At 64.8% G+C, this 19,063-nt stretch carries 16 protein-coding genes; 3 read left to right on the plus strand and 13 right to left on the minus strand.

Going from position 1 to position 19,063, the window contains the following annotated elements; all coding sequences use genetic code 11:
• The first annotated feature begins 156 nt into the window (after nucleotides 1-156).
• Nucleotides 157-1,062, plus strand: a complete 906-nt coding sequence (locus C8N35_RS07155; RefSeq protein ID WP_107988831.1) for a LysR family transcriptional regulator — start codon at nucleotides 157-159, stop codon at nucleotides 1,060-1,062.
• Here the strand turns inward: C8N35_RS07155 and C8N35_RS07160 are convergent.
• The 7 genes from C8N35_RS07160 to amt form a co-directional block, all read right to left on the minus strand.
• The gene (locus C8N35_RS07160; RefSeq protein ID WP_210203403.1) at nucleotides 1,048-1,851 is read right to left on the minus strand and encodes an alpha/beta fold hydrolase; all 804 of its coding nucleotides are present in this window, start codon (nucleotides 1,849-1,851) and stop codon (nucleotides 1,048-1,050) included. The two genes, C8N35_RS07155 and C8N35_RS07160, sit on opposite strands and share 15 nt — an antisense overlap.
• On the minus strand, nucleotides 1,848-2,909 hold the full coding sequence (locus C8N35_RS07165) for a branched-chain amino acid ABC transporter permease (RefSeq protein WP_107988832.1): 1,062 nt from the start codon (nucleotides 2,907-2,909) through the stop codon (nucleotides 1,848-1,850). Before C8N35_RS07165 ends, C8N35_RS07160 begins: the two co-directional genes overlap by 4 nt.
• Nucleotides 2,910-2,917: 8 nt before the next feature.
• Entirely contained in the window at nucleotides 2,918-3,946 is a 1,029-nt protein-coding gene (locus C8N35_RS07170; protein ID WP_107988833.1) for a branched-chain amino acid ABC transporter permease, read from the minus strand.
• The gene (locus C8N35_RS07175) at nucleotides 3,943-4,668 is read right to left on the minus strand and encodes an ABC transporter ATP-binding protein (RefSeq protein WP_107988834.1); all 726 of its coding nucleotides are present in this window, start codon (nucleotides 4,666-4,668) and stop codon (nucleotides 3,943-3,945) included. Before C8N35_RS07175 ends, C8N35_RS07170 begins: the two co-directional genes overlap by 4 nt.
• The gene (locus tag C8N35_RS07180; RefSeq protein ID WP_107988835.1) at nucleotides 4,661-5,443 is read right to left on the minus strand and encodes an ABC transporter ATP-binding protein; all 783 of its coding nucleotides are present in this window, start codon (nucleotides 5,441-5,443) and stop codon (nucleotides 4,661-4,663) included. The genes C8N35_RS07175 and C8N35_RS07180 overlap by 8 nt, the downstream gene beginning before the upstream one ends.
• Nucleotides 5,444-5,736: 293 nt before the next feature.
• Entirely contained in the window at nucleotides 5,737-6,906 is a 1,170-nt protein-coding gene (locus tag C8N35_RS07185) for a substrate-binding domain-containing protein (RefSeq protein ID WP_107989149.1), read from the minus strand.
• Nucleotides 6,907-7,333: 427 nt separating this feature from the next.
• Nucleotides 7,334-10,543 carry an ammonium transporter gene (amt, locus tag C8N35_RS07190; RefSeq protein ID WP_107988836.1) on the minus strand — a complete coding sequence of 1,070 codons (3,210 nt, stop codon included), beginning with the start codon at nucleotides 10,541-10,543 and terminating at the stop codon, nucleotides 7,334-7,336.
• Between the two features lie 545 nt (nucleotides 10,544-11,088).
• On the opposite strand from amt, the gene C8N35_RS07195 reads away from it, so the two are divergent.
• Nucleotides 11,089-12,048 (plus strand): bile acid:sodium symporter family protein, encoded by a 960-nt coding sequence (locus tag C8N35_RS07195; RefSeq protein ID WP_107988837.1) that lies wholly within the window; start codon nucleotides 11,089-11,091, stop codon nucleotides 12,046-12,048.
• Between the two features lie 146 nt (nucleotides 12,049-12,194).
• Nucleotides 12,195-12,632, plus strand: coding sequence for a thioredoxin TrxC (gene trxC / locus C8N35_RS07200; protein ID WP_107988838.1), 438 nt, complete (start codon nucleotides 12,195-12,197; stop codon nucleotides 12,630-12,632).
• An 84-nt stretch (nucleotides 12,633-12,716) separates the two neighbouring features.
• Here the strand turns inward: trxC and C8N35_RS07205 are convergent, their stop codons facing one another.
• The 6 genes from C8N35_RS07205 to C8N35_RS07230 all read right to left on the minus strand — a co-directional run bounded on the left by C8N35_RS07205 (nucleotide 12,717) and on the right by C8N35_RS07230 (nucleotide 18,693).
• Nucleotides 12,717-13,763 carry a threonine aldolase family protein gene (locus tag C8N35_RS07205; RefSeq protein ID WP_107988839.1) on the minus strand — a complete coding sequence of 349 codons (1,047 nt, stop codon included), beginning with the start codon at nucleotides 13,761-13,763 and terminating at the stop codon, nucleotides 12,717-12,719.
• Nucleotides 13,764-13,868: 105 nt separating this feature from the next.
• The gene (locus C8N35_RS07210; protein WP_281261767.1) at nucleotides 13,869-14,633 is read right to left on the minus strand and encodes an amino acid ABC transporter ATP-binding protein; all 765 of its coding nucleotides are present in this window, start codon (nucleotides 14,631-14,633) and stop codon (nucleotides 13,869-13,871) included.
• Nucleotides 14,630-15,754, minus strand: a complete 1,125-nt coding sequence (locus tag C8N35_RS24170; RefSeq protein WP_107988841.1) for an amino acid ABC transporter permease — start codon at nucleotides 15,752-15,754, stop codon at nucleotides 14,630-14,632. The genes C8N35_RS07210 and C8N35_RS24170 overlap by 4 nt, the downstream gene beginning before the upstream one ends.
• Nucleotides 15,751-16,950 carry an amino acid ABC transporter permease gene (locus tag C8N35_RS07220; RefSeq protein ID WP_107988842.1) on the minus strand — a complete coding sequence of 400 codons (1,200 nt, stop codon included), beginning with the start codon at nucleotides 16,948-16,950 and terminating at the stop codon, nucleotides 15,751-15,753. The genes C8N35_RS24170 and C8N35_RS07220 overlap by 4 nt, the downstream gene beginning before the upstream one ends.
• Nucleotides 16,951-16,972: 22 nt before the next feature.
• Nucleotides 16,973-17,998, minus strand: a complete 1,026-nt coding sequence (locus C8N35_RS07225) for an amino acid ABC transporter substrate-binding protein (protein WP_107988843.1) — start codon at nucleotides 17,996-17,998, stop codon at nucleotides 16,973-16,975.
• Complete coding sequence (locus C8N35_RS07230; RefSeq protein WP_107988844.1) at nucleotides 17,995-18,693, minus strand: GntR family transcriptional regulator; 699 nt, start codon at nucleotides 18,691-18,693, stop codon at nucleotides 17,995-17,997. The genes C8N35_RS07225 and C8N35_RS07230 overlap by 4 nt, the downstream gene beginning before the upstream one ends.
• Between the last annotated feature and the right edge of the window lie 370 nt (nucleotides 18,694-19,063).

Genomic DNA, 19,063 nt, shown 5'->3' on the forward strand with positions numbered 1-19,063 from the left:
CCGTTGGGAGGAGAGGTGTGGACGCTCGCATGGAAATTCATTTTACTCCATCGGATAATATTGGATATTTGTTTCAAGAAAATCGAACAATCGAGCATGCGGACGAGATGCCGATGCCGCATGACGGCATCGCCGCGCGCTTGTCACCGGGGCACTATGACCTTCGAGCAGCTTTCCATCTTCGTCGCCGTGGCCGAACGCGAACACCTGACGCGGGCGGCGGAGGCGTTGCATCTGACACCGTCAGCGGTGAGTTCGGCCTTGCGGGCGCTCGAGGGCCATTACGGGGTGACTCTGTTCGACCGGGTGGGGCGCGGACTTGTTCTCAACGAGAATGGCCGGCTGTTTCTGGGCGAGGCCAAGGCGGTGCTGGCGCGTGCGGAAGGCGCGCAGCTCGTGCTTGCGGAACTGGGCGGACTTCGGCGCGGCCGGTTGACGGTCGCCGCAAGCCAGACGATCGCCGGATATTGGCTGCCGCCCTTCATGATGCGGTTCCACGCACGCTTTCCCGGGATCGAGCTTTCCCTCTCGATCGGCAATACGGCGACGGTCGCCGGAGCCGTGCTGGCGGGTGAGGCCGATATGGGCTTCGTGGAGGGTCATGTGGACGTTCCCGCCCTCAGCGTCGAGAAGATCGCCGAAGACGCGCTGATCGTCGTGGTCGGCGCCGACCATCCCTGGGCAGACGGCCAGGCGGTCGCGCCGGAGGATCTTGCGACCGGCAGCGCCTGGGTGCTGCGCGAGCGCGGATCGGGAACGCGCTCGGAATTCGAGGCGGCCCTCGCCGCGCACGGGGTCGAGGCGGCGAGCCTTCAGGTGGTTCTGGAGCTTCCCTCCAACGAAGCGGTTCTGTCGGCCGCGCGTTCGGGAATGTGTGCCGCGGTTGTTTCTGCGTCCGTTGCCGGCCCGTTGCTGAGCCAGGGCGATCTCGTCGCCGCAAATTACGAATTGCCGGCGCGCGCCTATTCGCTGCTTCACCATCGCGAACGCCGGTTGAGCCGCTCGGCAACGGAACTGATCAGCCTGTGCAAGGGCGGTATGCCCGCTTCAGCGGGTGGATGAGAGCTGGCGCAGCACGTCGGTGAAAGCGTCCGCCTCCTCCAGATGCGGCGCATGGCCGGAGCGGGCGAAGTCGTGGATCGTCGCGTCTTTCAGCCGTGCCGCCTGCCATTCGGCGACGTCGCGTCCGTAAAGCGCGCTGCGGCTGCCAGAAACGAGATGGACCGGGATCTCGATCTTCGCGATCAGGGAGCGGAAATCCTGCTCGGTCAGCGAGGCCCACATCGGGGCGATCAGCGCCGGATCGGCGGCCAGCATCTCGCGCTTGGCATAGGCGAGCAGTGCCGGGTCGGGTTTCAGCCCTTCGGCGAAGATGCCCTCGGCGACCTTTTCGCCGACCGTCGGCCAATAGGCGCGGATGGCGGCCAGTACTTCCACATTGTGCTCGGCATTGTTGCCGTTGCGCGTGCCGAGCCGCCAGTACTCGTCGTTCAGCACCTTCGGCGTCATGTCCTCGGTCAGCAGGGCTGCGACGCGATCCGCGCCGTGGCGCTCGAGCAGCGCGAAGGCGACATGGGCGCCCATCGACCAGCCGGCGAGGACGATCTTGTCCAGCCGCCGCTCCTCCAGCAGGGCGGCAACCGCGTCGGCGGCCGCCTCGATGGTGAGGTCGATGGCGTCGCCCGTCTTGCCGTGTCCCGGCATATCCGGGGCGATGACCAGCGTTTCGTCGGCCAGCGCCTCAATCTGGCGGTCGAAGAAGCCGCCATGGCACGACCAGCCGTGCAGCAGCACGACGGGCAGCATCTGCGGACTTTTCACCCCGTTTTCGCGAATATGGAGGCTGCTCATTTCACTTCTCCCCGCAAACGGCCAACGATCCCTGTGGGAAAGAAATAGACCGACAGGATGAACAGGACGCCCAGCCACAACAACCAGCGTTCCGGGGCGATCAGTTCCGAGAGGAGCGGAATGCCATCGGTGGCTTTCGAGGCGATGCCCATCAGGTCCTGCAGGTAGGTCTGGGCGAGGATGAAGATCGTCGCCCCCACCACCGCACCGTACATGGTGCCCATGCCGCCGATGACGACCATCAGCAGAATGTTGATCATGATCTCCATCGAGAGGGTGGTCGCGGGCCCGGTATAGCGCAGCCAGATGGCGAGCAGGGAGCCGGCGAGCGCTGCGACAACGGCCGAGAGTACCGTCGCGCCGGTCCGGTACCAGATCACCCGGTAGCCGATGGCCTCGGCGCGGAAGGAATTGTCGCGCACTGCCTTCAGCGTGGTGCCGAACGGTGAATTGACGATCCTGAGCAGCACCAGGAAGAGAACGAGCGCGCAGAAGAAGATGAGGTAATAAGCGAGCAGCCGGCCGTTGATGGAAACGTCGAGGATCTTGTCCGTCATCAACCGGAACGCCGGGGTCAGCTCGCGCGGAATGCGGTAGGTGAGCCCGTCCTCGCCGCCGGTGAAGGCGGACATCTGCGAGACCAGAACGGCGAAGGCGGAGGCGATCGCCAGCGTCACCATGGCGAAGAAAATGGCGCGCACGCGCAGTGAAAAGAGCCCGATCAGCAGCGCGAGGACGGCCGCGACCAGCGCGCCCAAAAGGGTGCCGAGACCCATTGCCCAGAAGCTCGGACCCCACGCGTCGAGCGCCAGCGCGGTGCCGTAGGCGCCGATACCGTAGAACATGGTGTGCGCGAAGGAGACGATGCCGGTGTAGCCGAGCAGCAGGTCGTAGCTCGCCACCAGCACGATGAAGATGGCGATGCGCGCGGCCGTGTCGAGCGACTTGATGCCCGGAAACAGGAACGGCGCGAACAGCAACGAGAAACCGATCACCAGCACGATCAGCGACAACAGTCGGCTTCTCGGCATATCGCCGGAAATGATCCTGACCAGCATGACGCCCCTCACTTCGCCTTGACCACGGGATAGAGCCCCTGCGGCCGCCACATCAGCACCGCCACCATCAGCGCGATGGTGGAGACGAGCGCGACCTTGGGGGCGAGGAAGGCGGCATAGTTGGCGAGAAGGCCGACGAGCAGCGCGCCGATGAAGCAGCCCTCGACCGAGCCGAGCCCGCCGATGATGACGACGACGAAGACCAGAACCATGATCTCGCTGCCCATTTGCGCGGTGATCGTCTCCTGATAGAGCCCCCACATGACGCCGCCGAGCCCCGCAAGCGCGGAACCCGCCACGAACACCCACAGAAACAGCGCCTTGATGCGATAGCCGAGCGCCTCCACCATTTCGCCGTTCTCCACGCCCGCGCGCACCAGAAGGCCGATCCGCGTCTTGCGCAGGACATGACGCATGGCGAAAAACAGCGCGAGGCCGACGGCGACCGCCAGGATCCGGTATTTCTCGATGGCCGCGCCGAAGACGATGACGGAGCCCTGAAGCGTTTCGGGCCGGGCGATATGGAGCGCGTCAGGTCCCCAGATCACGTGGATCAACTGCTCGGTGACGATGAGCCCGCCCATGGTGACCAGGATCTGCTTCAGGTGGAAGCCGTAGACCGGCATGACGATGACGCGTTCGAACAGCCAGCCCATCGCGCCGGTGGCGATCATCGCCGCCAGGATGGCGAGGAGAATGGCGGAGATGTTCATCACGATGTCGGGCGTACCGGTCCAGCCCGAAAGGAGGCTGAGCACCGTCACGCCGACGAAGGCGCCGACGGCGACGAAAGCGCCGTGGCCGAAATTGATCACGTCCATCAGGCCGAAGACGATGGTCAGCCCCGAGGCCATGATGAAGATCATCAGCCCCATCGCGAGGCCGGCCACTGTGAGCGTCAGCCAGGTCGTGGGATCGCCAATGGCGATGAGGCCGAGAACCGCCAGAACCGGGGCCAGCAGCAGTGGGGCGTGTTCGCCGAGCCTTTGCGAAAACGACAGTTCGTCGAAGCGCGGGCGGATGCGTTCGTCGCTCATTGATGCGCCTCCAGGCTCAATCCCATCAGCCTCTCCTGCAGGCCCGCGTCGGCGCTCAGGTCCGCCATGTCGCCTTCATGAATGATGCGACCGTCGTCCATCACCGCCACGGTGTCGCCGAGTGCGCGCGCCATGGAGAAGTTCTGCTCCACCAGCAGGATCGTGGTGTCGGTTTCCTTCAACTGCCGGAGCGCCGCCGTCATCGCCTTGATGATGGCCGGCGCCAGCCCCTTGGTCGGTTCGTCGATCAGGATCAGCGCGCGCGGCTCGATGATGGCGCGGGCGACGGAAAGCATCTGCTTCTGTCCGCCCGACAGGGTGCCGGCCGGCGAATGCCAGAAGGTTCTGAGCGGGGGAAAGAGATCGCAGATCCAGTTGAGGCGCGGGCGGTCCGGCGCACCGGAACGGGCGGCGAGCATCATGTTCTCCTGAACCGTCAGGTCGGTGAAGATGCCCATGTCCTCGGGAACGAAGGCGATGCCGAGTTTGGCGATGGCCGGCGTGTCGAGCCCGGCGATATCGCGGCCGTGGAAGCGGATCGTGCCGGCGCTCGCCTTCCACAGGCCCATGATGGTTCTGAGTGTCGTCGTCTTGCCCGCGCCGTTGCGGCCGAGCAGCATGGCGACGCCGCCGGCCGGCACCTCGAGGTCGACACCGTGCAGGATGTGGTAGGGCCCGATATGGGTATGGACGCCGTCGAGCGTCAGGAGCGCTTCAGGCATCGACAGTCTCCTCTTCCGGCTCGCGGCCGAGATAGGCCTGTTGCACGATCGGCGAAGCGATGACTTCGGCGGGCTCCCCGTCGGCCACCAGCGCCCCGTTGTGCAGCACGATGATGCGGTCTGCGAGCGAGCGGATCACGTCCATCTTGTGCTCCACCAGCAGGATCGAACGGTCCGTGTCGCGCTTCAGCCCCGCGATGAGGTCGAGCACGACGGGCACCTCGTCGACGCTCATGCCGGCGGTCGGCTCGTCGAACATGAGAACCTGCGGCTGCAGCGCGATCAGCATCGCGACTTCCAGTTTCCGCTGGTCGCCATGGGAAAGCGCCGCGACGGTCTGGTCGGCCTTTTCAATGAGCCGGACCTCGGCCAGAACGTGTTCGGCGCGCTCGATCAGTTCGACATGCGAGGACGCGACGGAAAAGAGATCGTAGCCGCGCCGTGCCCGGGCCTGCGCGACAAGGCGGACGTTCTCGCGCACCGTGAGGCTTGGAAACAGGTTGGTCAGCTGGAAGGCGCGGCCGATGCCCCGATCGGTGCGGGCCGCAACCGAGAGACCCGACAGATCCTCGCCGTTCAGCAGCACCTTTCCCGATGTCGCGGTGAGCTGACCGGAGATCAGGTTGAAATAGGTGGTCTTGCCGGCGCCGTTCGGGCCCACGATGGCGGTCGTCGTGCCGCGCTGGAAAGCGCAGGAAACCGCATCCACGGCGACGTGGCCGCCGAAGCGGATGGTCAGGTCGCGGGTCTCAAGGACGGGATGTTCGCTGGTCATGGGCGATCCGGTGTTCTTCGGGTGGGCGATGATGGAAAACCCACCGCAAGGATTGCGCGGCGTGTCGGTTCCTCGTCATCCCGGACAAGCGAGGCGAAGCCGAGTGCAGATCCGGGATCCAGCGACCAAGCGGCGCGAAGCGCCTCAATAGGGTCTAGTGAGGAAGGCGGGTTTTCCTGCGAAAGCAGCGCTTCGCGCTACTCATTACGCTGGATCCCGGGTCGTCTCCGCTTCGCTTCGCGCCCGGGATGAGGGATTTGGGGGACGCACGCGCGCGCCCCCGATCCCTCCGCTCACTGGTTGTGGATCGGAATGTCCATGTCGTCGATCTTCAGTTCCCTGACGAGTTCGGGAACGCCCCATTCCAGGTTCGGATCAACCTTGATCTTGAAGTGGTACATGGACTGCAGCGCCTGGTGATCTTCCTTGCGGAAAACCATCTTGCCCTTCGGCGTCTGCCACTCCATGCCTTCCATCGCGGCGATCAGGTCCTCGGTGTCGGTGGAGCCACCGGTCTTCTTCAAGGCCTCGACGATCGCCATGCCCGCCGCCATGCCGCCGGCGGTGAAGAAGTCGGGCGGAGTGCCGAAGCGCTTCTCGTGCTCGGTCACCAGCCAGTCGTTCACCGGGTTTTTGGGGATGTCGTAATAGTAGTAGGTCGCGCCTTCCATGCCGGGCAGCGCCTTGTAGGCCTTCATGGCGGCCAGGATGTTGCCGCCCGTGGCGATCTCGATGCCGAGGCGGTCGGGGTCCATCGCCTTGATCTTGCCGATCGGGTTGTTGCCGCCGGCCCAGATCACGAACAGGAACTTGCGGCCCTTCTCACCCTTCAGGGCATCGAAGATGCGCTGGGCGGAGGCGGTAAAATCCTGCGTGTCGGTCGGGGCGTATTCCTCGAACACCAGTTCCGCGCCGGTTCCCTTCAGCGCCTGCTTGAATGCGGCGACGCCGTCGCGGCCGAAGGCGTAGTCCTGGGCGAGCGTCGCGATCTTCACGCCGGGCTTGCCGAGCGCGACGGCGTTGGCGACCGCGTCCTGCGAGGAATTGCGGCCCGTGCGGAAGATGTAGCGGTTCCAGTTCTCGCCGGTGATGCTGTCGGCCACCGCCGGTTCCACCAGCAGGATCTTGCCGTATTCCTCGGCGACCGGAAGCATGGCGAGCGCGACGCCGGAAGATACCGGGCCGACCGCGATGGCGGCATCGTCGTCACCATAGGCTTCGGCCAGCGCGGCGCGGCCGACGTCGGGCTTCAGCTGGGTGTCCTTTTCGATGACGACGAGCTTGTTGCCATCGACCTCCATGCTGCCGTCGGTGGCGTATTCGAGGCCCATCATCAGCCCGGTATGGGACTGCTTGGCATAGGCCTCCAGCGCGCCGGTCTTGCCGTAGACATGGGCGATGGTGATGTCCTCGGCCGCTGCCGGGGCGATGCCGGCGGCAAGAAGGGCGATGCCGGCTGCCATGCTGGCGGCCAAGCCGGCGCGACGGCCGGCCCAATTGAATGCACGGTTCATGACCTGTCTCCTCCCGGTCGTCGCGGCAGTGGGGATGCGGTGTTTGCCGTCATCGGGCGCCGTCGGTACTCGTCTTTCCCTTGTGCGGAAATGGCTCCTCTTCCACTTCCCCCTCCGCAGGCGGAGCGCGTCCAGACCGTTTTCCTCAGTGGGTTCCCGTCAGGCCACTGCGGGTTGGCCGACCGAAACCTCCCAGGACGTCACATCACGCGCTTCGAGCAATTATATGACGCATGATTCATGTTTCATGTCAATCGGCGCATGAGGTCGTCAAACGCGCGAGTCCCGCCGGCAAGGCAGGGGCAAGACGCGGGAGCCGAGCCACGGCTCGACCGGGAGACGAGGGCCATGCCGTCCGCCAGGGCGCACCGGGCGGTCATTTCTTCGCGGTGACGTCATCGTCCGCAGTCAGGGGAACGTCGCGCATCTGTTCCGCCAGTTCGCTCAAGCGGCGGATCTCCTTGGTTCCCGCGGAGGCTGCCGCAACCGTCTTGAGGGCGATGGGCGGGGCACCGGTGGGGACGATCTTTCTGGGCGTCGGTTTGCCGATCAGGTAGCCCTGCACCTCGTCGCAGCCTTCGGCGACCAGAAGGCGAAGCTGCGAACTCGTTTCCACTCCCTCCGCCACCAGCCGCATGCCGAGCGCTCTGCCCAGTTTGAGGATGGTCTGCACAATCGCCATGGCGTTGTCGCTGGTCTGAAGCCCGGCGATGAAGGAACGATCGATCTTGATGGCGTCGAAGGGGAAGCGGCTCAGATAGCCGAGTGCGGAATAGCCGGTGCCGAAATCGTCAAGCGCGATCCGCACGCCAAGCCGCTTCAACGCCTTCAGGATGGTGAGTGCGCGGGCGTCGTCATCAATGACGACATTCTCCGTGATTTCGATTTCAAGCTTCTCCGCATCCAGTCCGCTGCCTTTCAACGCCTCCTCGACCGTATCGACGAAGGCCTTGTCGCGGAACTGCAGAGGGGAGACGTTGACCGACACATGCCGTTCGCCGAAATCCTGCTTGGTGATCCGGCAGGCGTTGATCAGCACCCATTTTCCGATCTGCACGATCTGGCCGGAATGCTCCGCGACAGGGATGAAATCCGTCGGGCTCACGAGCCCCCGGGTCGGGTGGTGCCAGCGGATCAGGGCCTCATAGCCGGCGAGGGAGCCGTCAGCGACCGCCATGCGGGGCTGGAAGTACAGTTCGAACTCGTCGCGCTCGATGGCGACAGCGAGATCGGCCTCCAGCTCCCGGCGCACCTTCATCGCGGCGTCCATGCCCTCCTCGAAGGTACAATAGGCGCCCCTGCCCATACTCTTCGCCTTGTAGAGGGCTGTGTCGGCGCGCGAGATCAGGGTGTCTCCGGTTCTGCCGTTGGTGGGGGCAACAGCGACACCGATGCTGGCGCCGGCGCGGACGACGAGCCCGTTGCCGCAATCGATCGGCTTGGCCAGGATCTGCAACAGACGGTGGGCGAGGTCGGCGGCCTGATTGGCGAAGCCGATATCGGCCTGGATCACGGCGAATTCGTCGCCGCCGAGCCGCGATACCGTGTCGCCGCTGCGCACCGCCTTGCGCATGCGTTCGGCGGTGACCTGGATGACCGTGTCGCCGACCGGATGCCCGTGCAGGTCGTTGATGTCCTTGAAGCGGTCGAGGTCGACAAGAAGCACAGCGGTCAGGCTCGCGGTATTGTCCAGCGTAGCCAGCCGCGCTTCCAGGCGGTCGGTGAAGACCGCACGGTTGGGCAGGTCCGTCAGGGGATCGTGCTGGGCGAGATGGCGGATGCGCTCCTCCGCCTTCTTGCGTTCGCGAAGGTCGACCACCGCGGAAACGCGCGTGTGCTCGCCGCGATAGACGATCTCGCGGGTGCGCACTTCGACCGGAATGCGCTGGCCGTCGGCATTGACTGCCAACATTTCGCGAGGGCTGCCTGCCTCTTCTGCGGAAGCGGGTTCCTCGTCGCCCTGCACCGACAGGAAAAGGGTCTGTGCGCCAACACCCTTCAGGCTTTCGAGGGGGTGGCCGAGCAGCTCTTCCAGCGCCGCGTTGCCATCGACGACCTTGTCATCGATGGTGATGACAATGGCCTCGAAAGTGGAATTGGCAAGCGCAGTCAAGCGTTCGGCTTCTTCCTGGGAACGCTTCTTCTCGACCGCGTAGTTGCGCGCGAGTTCTTCGTTCTGGATGGAATCCATGAGCTGGTTGAAGAGTGCCGACAGACGTTCCGCCTCGTCGCCGGGAATGACCGGCAGGCGAAGCGACAAGTCGGTCGTGCCGCCGATCAACTGGGAGTAGGCTTCCTCCACGTGGCCGATGCCGAAGCGGGTATTGTGTTCGGCTTCGTTGAGCCCCTTGATCTCGCCGGCGTCATCGACACGCACACGCATGACTTTTCCGAGCGCCCAGAAGAAGACCAGGCCGATACTGAAGGCCCAGGTGAAGTTGATCCCCACCCCCAGCGCCTGAACGCCGAGCTGGTCCAGCCGGGAACCTGCGGGAAGGTTGGCGACCGGAGCCAGGATCGCCGGCGCCAGCGTTCCCACCACGCCGGCCGCGCCATGGACGCCAACCGCACCGACGGCGTCGTCGATCTTCAGCCGCGTCTCCATGAACCTGTTTGCCCAGACGGCCGCAAACCCGCCAAGAGCACCGACGAGAAGCGCGCCGGCGGGCGTGAGCACCATGCAACCGGCGGTGACCGCCACCAACCCGCCGACCATGCCGGAAAAGGCCTTTTCGGGATAGATGAGCCCGTCCTGGCGCTGTCCTTCCAGATATCCCGCCACACCACCCGTACCGGCCGCGAGGACCGTATTGGCGATGATATGCGCGATCGCGGGAACAGCCGCCGCCGTTGAGCCGCCGTTGAAGCCGATCCAGCCGACGAAAAGCAGGAAGGCGCCGGCGGTGGCCAGAACGGGGCTGTGACCCTGGATGCGGATCGGGGAGCCGTCCGCCGCAAATCGTCCGATGCGCGGGCCGATGACGATGCAGGCGGCCAGCGCGATCCATGCGCCTGTGGAATGCACCACCGTGGATCCGGCGAAGTCGATGAAGCCCATATTGCCCAGAAAGGCGGAGGCGTTCGCGATAAGCGCGCCGCCCCAGGCCCAGTGCACGAAGATGGGATAGACGAGGCCGGCAATCAGCATCGAACAGAGAATATAGGCGGTCAGCGGCATGCGTTCGGCCACCGCTCCGGAAACGATCGTCGCCGCCGTGCCGCAGAACATCACCTGAAAGGCGAAGAAGCCGAGGCCCCACTCATCGAGCCCGTGCAGCATGAAGAAGCGGTAATCGATGCCCAGCCAGTGGCCGTTGCTCGCGCCAAAGGCGAACATGAACCCCACGGCGGCGAACATGATCACCGAGAACACGAAGTCGAGCATGTTCTTCTGGGCGACGTTGACCGAGTTCTTGGACCGCACCATGCCGGCTTCCAGCAGCATGAAGCCGACCTGCATCAACAAGACGAGAGCGGCTGCGATCAGCAGCCAGATGAAGTCGAGGTGACGGCTGTAGGCTTCCAGCCGGGTGACACGATCGACAAGGTCGTTGAGATCGCCAGGTCCGGACGCGGCCGATGACATGGCAGGGCCGGGCGCCGTAGCGGCCGCGTTTGCAGCCGCAGCCCAAAGGGGCGCCGTTACCAGGCAGGTTGCGGCCACCAGGCCCGGCCCGCCTGGTATCTCTGGTCTCAGACGAATTCGACGCATCGCACTTGCCTCGCCAAGGCCGTTGGCCCGCTCATGGTATCTTGCCTAACGTTTTCATCGTTAAAATTCGCATAAGGGGAAACTGCGCGATTGCTCAAAATGAAGGCAGTGCCCGAAAGAGACTACGGAATTGGCAGTTGCGCAGACACATGACGTGCGAACGCTTGGCGCGCGCGGCGCGCGACGCCGTCAAGCAGAAATAACGGTAAGGAATTGACTGGGTGCGACCAAAAACACCATTTCATCCCCGCGATATTGTCGATCTTTACAAAATGCCCCCTAAACACGAGTGATTAGTTCGTCTATACCGAAAATCCTGTGATCCACGACTGCTGATCCGGGGGCCGGTTCAATCGACTGCGCATCGTGGTGGGCTTTCGTTTCCATTCATCAAGAAAAGTCATCGGGAGGATTTCCGTGTGAAAATCCTGGCTTCCATCTCCGCCTTCGTCGGGCGAACCTTTGCACTCTGGACCATTCTGTTCGCCTTGCTCGGCTTCTTTCTGCCCGACCTCTTCAAGCTTCTGGTACCCTGGATCGTGCCGTTGCTGGCGCTCATCATGTTCGGCATGGGCCTGACGCTTTCGGGCCGCGATTTCGCCGAGGTCCTGCGCCGGCCCTTCGAGGTCGGCATTGGTGTCGTCTCGCAATTCCTGATCATGCCGCTCATCGCGGTGGCGCTGACGAGCGTCATCCCGATGAGCCCGGAAGTCGCCGCCGGGGTCATTCTCGTCGGCTGTTGCCCGGGTGGCACGTCGTCGAACGTCATGACCTATCTCTCCAAGGGAGATCTCGCGCTTTCCGTCGCATGCACCAGCGTGACGACGGTGCTCGCTCCCTTCGTGACGCCGTTCCTCGTCTACACGTTCGCCAGCCAGTACCTGCCGGTGGATGCCGGGGCCATGTTCCTGTCGATCGTCAAGATCGTGCTGGCGCCGCTGGCGCTGGGCTTCATCCTGCAAAAGCTTGCGCCGAGGCTGGTCGCTGCTGCCGTTCCGGCGCTGCCGCTGGTCAGCGTCGCGGGCATCGTGCTGATCGTCGCCGCCGTTGTTGCCGTCTCCAAGGGCAAGATCGTGGAATCCGGATTGATGATCTTTGCGGTCGTGGTGCTGCACAACGGCCTTGGCTACATGCTCGGTTTCTTTGCGGCGCGCACCTTCGGGTTGTCTCTCGCCAAGCGCAAGGCGATCGCGATCGAGGTCGGAATGCAGAACTCAGGCCTGGGCGCGGCGCTTGCCAGCGCTCACTTCTCGCCGGCCGCGGCCGTGCCAAGCGCGATCTTCAGCGTTTGGCACAATATATCGGGTGCGCTGATCGCGAACTATTTCGCCGGCAAAACGGAAGAGAAACCGTCGCGCCTCGGTGTCAGAAACGCCTGAGAGGGCCGAGATGCCGCGTGGCCGCCTTCTTCGCCGTGCCCCGAATTTCGGCGGCGTGGAGGGTGGCACAAGCGCGCCGGCAGGCCTTGTACGGGCGCCCGGCGATCTCTAGATATTCGTGGATGTGAATATTATTGGGGGTCCCAATGGAAGACGCGGTCAAACTGGTATGCGCCGAGTGCGGGCAGACCAACCGGATTCCGCTCGCCCGGCTCGCTGCTGGTCCCAAGTGCGGGACCTGCGGCGCGCGGCTGGCCTCAGGCAAGGTGCTGGAGTTGGACGCGCGCGCGCACGACAAGGCCACACGGACCGATGAATTGCCTCTCGTCGTCGACTATTGGGCGCCCTGGTGCGGTCCATGCCGGATGATGGCGCCGGAATTCGCCAAGGCGGCTCAGGCCGTCGGACCCCAGGTGCGGTTTGCAAAGATCAACACGGAAGACTTTCCCGCCGTTTCGCAGCGGCTCGGGATCCGGGGCATTCCGCTCCTCATCCTGTGGCATCGAGGCCGGGAGGTCGCCCGTCTGACCGGGGCACGGCCCGCGTCCGACATTGCCGCCTTCGTGCGCGAGAGCGTTTCCTGATATCGCTCTCGCGCGAACGACCGGGCTCCGCACCGATAACCGTTTCAGCTCAGGACTTGCCGTGATTTCGCGCCGCTTGAGGTTTCAGACAAGCCCCTCGATCACACGGGTGAATACCTCAGCGGCCTTGCGCACGTCCGCCTCGCTGGCATCGAGGTGGGTGACGACGCGCATGCGCTTGTCCGATTCCGCACCGATGCGCACGCCGCGTTCGGCAAGCGCCTTGACGATCTCGCCGGAGGTCAGCGGGCCGTCGAGTTCCAGGAACAGGATGTTGGTCATCACTTCGCGCGGAGAGACGGTGACGTGCGGCAACCCGGTCACCAGGTCGGCGAAAAGCTTCGCATTGGCGTGGTCTTCGGCCATCCGCTCGACATTGTGCTCAAGCGCATAGAGACCGGCGGCCGCCAGCACGCCCGACTGCCGCAGCGCCCCGCCAAGCCGGTGCTTCCAGCCCCACGCCGCCGCGATGAAATCCTTAGATCCCGCGAGAACCGCGCCGACCGGGCAGCCGAGACCTTTGGACAGGTCGATCCAGGCGCTGTCGAAGCCCCGAGCAAAGGTTTTCGCAGGTGTGTCCGCAGCTACGGCCGCATTCATGAGGCGCGCGCCATCCATGTGGGCGGCAAGGCCGTTTGCGTGGGCGGCTTCGACGAGGGCCGCGAGGGTTTCGACCGGCCACACCAGACCGCCGCCGCGATTGGACGTCTGCTCCACCGAGACCACACTGGAGCGCGGGCTGCGCATGCGCGGAGCGCGCAGTGCGGCCAGCACGTCGGCTGCCTCGAATATGCCCGTCGGCGTCGCGATCGGTCGCATCTGCGCGCCAGCCAGCGCCGCCGCCCCGGCGCCCTCAGAGGCGACCACATGGGCGTTTTCGGCGGCAATGATCTCGTCGCCCGGCCGACAATGCACGAGGAATGAGATCTGGTTGCACATGGTGCCCGATGGCAGGAACACGGCCGCCTCCATGCCCAGAAGCCCGGCCACTTCCTCGTTGAGCGCGAGGGTGGTCGGATCCTCGTTCTTCTGCTCGTCCCCAACGGGGGCGGAGGCCATGCGCGTCAGCATGTCGGCGCTGGGGCGTGTGGTGGTATCGGAGACGAGGTCGATCTCGATGGCGGACGTCATGATGCTTCCTTGGATCATTTGCGCCGGGCCTGTCGATCGGGCCCGTGCCGGAAATACGAAAGTGTGCAGATCGGACGCACGGGATGAAGAGCCGCCCCGGCGCGCTCACACCGAAGTTGAAATCTTGCCGAGGAAATCGCGGGCGCGATCGGTGGCGGGGTTGGCGAAGAAGTCTTCCGGCGGGGCCGCCTCGATGATCTCGCCCTGGTCCATGAAGACGACGAGATCGGCGACGCGCCGGGCAAAGCCCATCTCGTGGGTGACCACGATCATCGACTGGCCGTCGCGGGCAAGCTCTTCCATGACGTCGAGGACTTCCTGGATCATCTCCGGATCGAGCGCCGAGGTCGGCTCGTCGAAGAGCATGACATCGGGGGTCAGCATCAGCGAGCGGGCGATCGCCACACGCTGGCGCTGGCCGCCGGAAAGCTGGCCGGGAAATTTCGCCGCCTGGTCGGACAGGCGGACGCGTTCCAGCAGCTCCCGGGCACGCGCGATCGCGGCCGCCTCGGGTTCGCCGCGCGCATAGACCGGGCCGATGGTAAGGTTGTCGAGCACGCTGAGATGCGGGAACAGGTTGAAGTGCTGGAACACCATGCCCGTGCGTCGGCGGATTTCGGTGAGCGAGGCCGGTTTGCCGTCCATCGTCGTGCCGCAGACCGTGAGAGTGCCTTCCTGGAAGCGCTCCAGCCCGTTCACGCAGCGGAGCAGCGTCGACTTGCCTGAGCCTGACGGTCCGCACAGGACGATCCTCTCGCCATGGGCGAGGCCCAGCGAGACGTCGCGCAGCACGTGATGGTCGCCGTACCACTTGTTGAGCCGGTCGAGCGAAACGACCAGGTTCGCCGGGGCGTCTTCGTTGCCGGTCACTGTTCGGCCCTCCGCGTGCGCCGGGCGTGGTCCTGCTCCAGCGAGCGGCCGTAGAGCGACAGGCCGGAGCAGATCAGGAAGTAGAGCAGGAACACGAAGAGATAGCCCTCCAGCCCGTAGCGCACCCATGCGGGGTCATCGAGCGCGACCTTGGTGGCGCCGAGCACGTCGAAAAGCCCCAGAATTGCGAAGTAGGTCGTGTTCTTGAACGCGCGGATGATGTCGTTGAAGAGCGCGGGGATGGCGATGGCGATCGCCTGCGGCAGCACGATCTTGCGCATCCTCAGCCAGTAGCCCATGCCGAGCGCCTTCGCAGCCTCGTCCTGACCGTCGGCGACTGCCTGCAATCCGCCTCGGATCACCTCCGCCGCATAGGCCGCGAAGAAGATCACCATGCCGATCTCCGCGCGCACCAGCTTGTCGACGTCCAACTGCGGCGGCAGGAACAGCGGCAGGATCAGCGTGCCGAAGAAGAGCACGACCAGCAGCGGAATGCCGCGCACGCCCTCGATGGTGGCGATGGAGACGAAGCGCACGACGGGGAATACGGAGCGCCGGCCGAGCGCCAGCAGGATGGCGAGCGGTATGCCGAAGGCGATGGTTCCGCCGAAGACAAGGAAGGTCAGCGGGAGGCCGCCCCACGCATCAGTGCCGATGTAGGAAAGCCCGAACACGCCGCCGCGCATCAGCACGAGCGTGACAGCGAACACCGCGAGCCAGCCGGCGAGCCTGAGGCGAAGCGGAAACAGCCGGAAGGCGGTGAGCACCGCCCAGACCACCCAGATCGCGATGATGAGCGCACTGCGCCATTGCTCGTCATAAGGATAGGTACCGAGCAGGATGACCCGGTATTTCTCCGTGATCACCGCCCAGCAGGCGCCGCTTGCCGTCCGGCAGGCCTCGGCGGTCGGGTCGTACCAGACCGCGTCAATGATGCCCCAGCGCACGAAGGAGACAACCGCCCAGACTGTCATGAGGCCAAGCACGATGGTGAGGAGGCTTGTGCCGGGCGTCGCGAAATAGCGCGCCTTCAGTTGCGCCAGACGTCCGGCTCCGTGTGGCGCGGGCCGGCGCGGGGCGTCTTTGCCGATGGTGGCGTAGGAACCGATGGCCGCGCTCATGACGTGCGCCCCGGGATCGCGAAATAGCGGTTGGCGGCGTTGGAGACCGCGCCGATCGCCAGCGCCATGACGAGGTAGACCGCCGCCATGATGCACAGCACCTCAATGGTGCGGCCGGAATAGGTGAGCATGGTGTTGGAGATGGAGAAGAGGTCCGGATAGCCGATGGCGACGCCGAGCGAGGAGTTCTTCAACAGGCTCACATACTGGGCGGCGAGCGGCGGGATGATGACCCGCAGCGCCTGCGGAGCGACGATGCGGCGGTAGATGTCACCCTTCGACAGTCCGATGGTGTTGGCCGCCTCGAACTGGCCGAAGTCGACACTACCGATGCCGGCGCGCACGATCTCCGCGATATAGGCCGCGATGTAGAAGGAAAGGCCGAAATAGATCGCAAGGAATTCCGGCGAAAGCGTCGCGCCACCCTTGAAGTTGAAGCCCTTGAGATGGGGAACGGACCAGTCGGCGGGCGCACCGGCGGCCGCCCAAACGACGAGCGCGGGCGCAAGGATCAGCGCCAGCTGCACGAGGCGCAGCGGCTTCCAGCGCAGGCCGGTGCGGCGCCGGCGACGTTCAACGAGGATCGACACGCCCCAGGCGACGAGGAAACCGACGAAGCCGGCCGCGGCAGCCTGCGCGAAGACCGCGCCGTTTTCAGGCGCGGGCAGCGCCACGCCGCGGTTGGAGGCGAAGATCAATTCGCCGATGGACCATGAATCGCGGGCATGCGGCAGCAGCGTGAAGAAGCTGTACCAGAACACGATCTGGACGAGCTGCGGCGTGTTGCGGAAGGCGTAGACGTAGGCCTGGGCGAGGCCGCTTGCCAGCCCGTTGCGCGACAGGCGCGCAAGACCGACCAGCGTTCCGAGAAGCGAGGCGGTGATGATGGAGACGACCGAGACCATCACCGTGTTGCCGAGGCCGACGGCGAAGGCGGTCAGGTAGGTCTCGCCCGGATGAAAGACGAAGAACGCCTCGCCCAGCGAGAATTGCGCCTGGTCGAACAGGAAGCCGAGCCCCGAGGTCATGCCGCGCGCATCGAGCGCGGCTCTTGCGTTCATCACCAGCCAGGCGGCGATTGCCGCCAGCGCAACCAGTAGCGCCGCCTGCCAGAAGATGGCCCGCGGCGAAAGCCGGCGGCGCGGCGGCGGGGGAGCTGCGTCCCCCGCCGTGGCTTTTTTCCTGAAGATGGACATGGTGTTCCGTGTCAGCCCGGGCTCACAACGGCGGGGCGTAGATCATGCCACCGTCGCTGTACTGCGCGTTCAGCGCGCGTTCCAGCTTGAGGGCGGAATCCTTGCCGACGTTGCGGTCGAAGACCTCACCGTAATTGCCGACCTGCTTGATGACCTGATAGGCCCAGTCGGGCGCAAGGCCGAGGCCCTTGCCGCCGGAGGTTTCCACGCCGAGCAGGCGGCGGATGGTGGCATCCTTGCTGTCGGCCTTCATCTCGTCGACATTCGCCGACGTGACGCCGCTTTCTTCCGCCTGGAAGAGCGCGAAAACGGTCCACTGGACGATATCGCGCCACTGGGCATCGTCCTGGCGCACGATCGGGCCTTCGGGATCCTTGCCGAAGCGCTGGGGCAGGATGACGTAGTCGTCCGGGTTGTCAGCGACGGCCGCGCGGGTCGACGACAGCGCGGAGGAGGACTGAACCATCGCGTCGCAACGGCCGCCGAAGAAGGCGGTGTTGACCTCCTTCTGATCCTCGATGACGACGAGCTTGAGCTCGATGCCCTTCTTCTTCTGTATGTCGGAGACGACGCGCTCGGACGTGGAGCCGGGACGCACGCAGACGCTGGCACCGTCGAGATCGTCGACGCTTTCCACGCCGAGCTCCTTGGAAACCATGAAGGCCTGGCCGTCGTAGAAGGTGGGGGCGATGAAGTCGAGGCCGAGATCGGTGTCGCGGGCCCGCGTCCATGTGGTGTTGGCGGCGGTCATGTCGACCTCGCCGGTCTGAAGCGCGGTCAGACGGGTCTGGTTGTTGGTCTTCAGGAACTGGACCTTGCCGGCATCACCAAGAACGGCGGCTGCGACAGCGCGGCAGGTATCGACGTCGAGGCCGTGCCAGTTGCCTTCGCTGTCCACGGAGGAGAAGCCCGGCCGGCTGCCGTTGACTGCGCATTTGAGGACGCCCGCTTGCTTCACGTTGTCGAGGGTGCCGGCAACGGCAGCGCCCCCGAGAGCACCGAGAGAGACGGCGCCGACGAGCAAGGAACGCAACACTACGTTCTTCATTCGATGTTTTCCTTTGGCCTGGAGGTGAGTTTTTGGAGGTTTGGGGAAGAACGGTCGAGGTCGAGGCGGATCTGAAGGCCCCGGCGGAGATGGGCGCGCATCAGGTCTTCCGCCGTATCCGGTGAGCGGTTCGCGATCGCCTCGAAGAGGGCGATGTGTTCGAGAAGGATCTCCGCTACCAGCTCGTGCGCGAAATAGCGCGGCAGGTGAAAGGCGAGGCGGAAACGCATGCGCATGAAGCGCACCATTTCCTCAAGCGGCGTGCTGCCGGCACTCTCGATCAATGCGTCGTGGAACTCGGTTCCGACATCATCGATCTCGCGGGAGGTGAAGGCGGACGGATCGCGGCCCATGACGCGCAGCCGGGCGCCGCAGTTCGCCAGCGCCGGCGAGGGGCCGCGCATGGCGGCGCGGCGCGTTGCGAGGCATTCCAGCGATTCACGCAGTTCGTAGACTTCGGTCAGGTCGTCGGCGGAGACGGTACGGATGAAGGTGCCCCGGGCGGGCTTCACCTCCACCACGCCCTCGCGCTCGAGCTTGCGCAGTGCCTCGCGCACCGGCATGCGCCCAATGCCGAGGCGCTCCGAAAGCTTGCGCTCGGACAGCGGCTTGGCCGGATCGACGGCACCGCCGAAGATCAGTTCGACGATGCGGCCGTAGGCGCGGTCACTTTCGAATTCGAAGGTATCTGCCATTCCGATATACTGGACGACTGGTATACCAGTTACAAGCAAAGCTTGTGTGCGATGTCTGCCGCATTGCGCGCCAACTCAAACCGCGATCCTGGAAAGCGACACGCGTTCGCCTCGAATCCGTTTGAATTTCAAGGTGATGATCCTTGCCATCTGGCGCGCGCATTGCCCGACGTGTGTGTCCAAAATTTGAGCTGGGGGCTATTGCGGAAGACCGTACAGGTGTGTCCGAACCTGTTTCAGGGCAGGGCAGGTGTGCCGGTCCGGCGGCCTTCGGGAGGTCGCGCTGCAAGTGGTCAATGCCGGGCGATGACGGAAATGACGAGACATCATCCGGCGGTTGGGCCGGATGATGTCTCGAGCGGTTACGGAT

The sequence above is a fragment of the Breoghania corrubedonensis genome (assembly GCF_003053845.1).
In the GTDB taxonomy this organism is placed as follows: Bacteria; Pseudomonadota; Alphaproteobacteria; order Rhizobiales; family Stappiaceae; genus Breoghania; species Breoghania corrubedonensis.